This window comes from Candidatus Symbiopectobacterium sp., from assembly GCF_020054415.1.
GTDB lineage: Bacteria > Pseudomonadota > Gammaproteobacteria > Enterobacterales > Enterobacteriaceae > Symbiopectobacterium.
This window is the reverse complement of the sequence record NZ_JAHWCO010000514.1, coordinates 1-1,124: the sequence shown is the minus strand read 5'-3', so window position 1 is coordinate 1,124 and position 1,124 is coordinate 1. Positions and strand designations below refer to the sequence as shown.

The following is a 1,124-nucleotide window of genomic DNA, read 5'->3' as shown; positions in this document are numbered from 1 at the left end:
TTCTGCTCGGAGCGAATACCCGCCATCTCAAGCTGTAAATCCTTGCGGACTAATTGCATATCCTTACGAACGTCAGATATCTGCGCCTCGCTTTTTTCGAAGCGATGAGCCATATCCTTACGGACATCGGCTATCTCTGCTGACAGGTCCTTACGCACATCGGCTATCTGCGCGTCGTTCTTTTCGAAGCGGAACTCCATATCTTTACGAACGTCAGCTATATCGCGCTTTACCTCAGCAATATCAGCCTTAGTAGCAACATCCGCCACCTCATGAGACTTGCGTACGACGAGCGAGATCGCCTTGGCCTGCTCACTGGTAAGCCCGGCGGTTTGAAGTTCTTCTGACGCCTGCAATGTATCAAATGCAACCTGGCCCATAGCGGATCCTCCTGTATTAAGCCAAGTGTAAGCGATCTGACCGCCAACCTGCAAAATTTTACAAGTTAGCCCCCTGCCCCCGGTTTTTATGTCACTTTTTTCAGCGTGTTAATTGTCGTCAGACACATAAACAACCTCGGAGAGACTTAATGTACAAAATAACGGCAACTATCAAAAAGCCCGGCGGATTGGATGTTCAGTGGCTACGGTTCTCTAAGGTGAAACTCACCATGTCAGAATGTGAAAAACTGCTCTTTAAGCCTAAGGATACAGGTAAGTCGTTAGGCGATAAGGTGAAACTGGAGGATTTCCGCTGCGTCAGGGTGAAAAACAGGGATACGTGGTAAATAGCACAATAAACCATCCCATTGACGCAAGGAGAACCCACGCGCTCGAAAAATGGCAACAGGCGAACGTTAACCAGTTCCTGCAACACCACTATAGCCAACCGACTTAAAAATGATAACAGCTGATACCCCGATATATGGCAAAAAAAGTAGGCTTTGTTGAATAAATAGATATTATGCTGCGTAGCCATAAAGGCTGCGGATTCCCTTGACGTAAAATCAGTATGTTAAATCCAGAGCGTGGTGATGCATCCCGGAGGCTTTGTTGAATAATAGGTAATCATGCTGTTTTTCCATGCCAGTTTTGGTTGAAAATGCTTGTCATCTCAGGTGTACACTTTTCTCATGATGCCTAACTGCATGATTTTACGTTGCGAGGATCCGTCGTTTCACTGGG

The 1,124-nt window shown here is 46.4% G+C and carries 2 protein-coding genes; one reads left to right on the top strand and one right to left on the bottom strand.

Annotated features, from left to right (window positions below):
• A partial coding sequence (locus QZ506_RS14945) for a hypothetical protein (protein WP_291972103.1) occupies positions 1-380 on the bottom strand: 380 nt, incomplete at its 3' end.
• A gap of 149 nt (positions 381-529) precedes the next feature.
• Between QZ506_RS14945 and QZ506_RS14940 the strand changes: the two genes are divergently transcribed.
• A complete protein-coding gene (locus QZ506_RS14940) occupies positions 530-727 on the top strand; it encodes a DUF1187 family protein (RefSeq protein WP_291972101.1) in 198 nt (65 codons plus the stop codon).
• Positions 728-1,124: the final 397 nt, after the last annotated feature.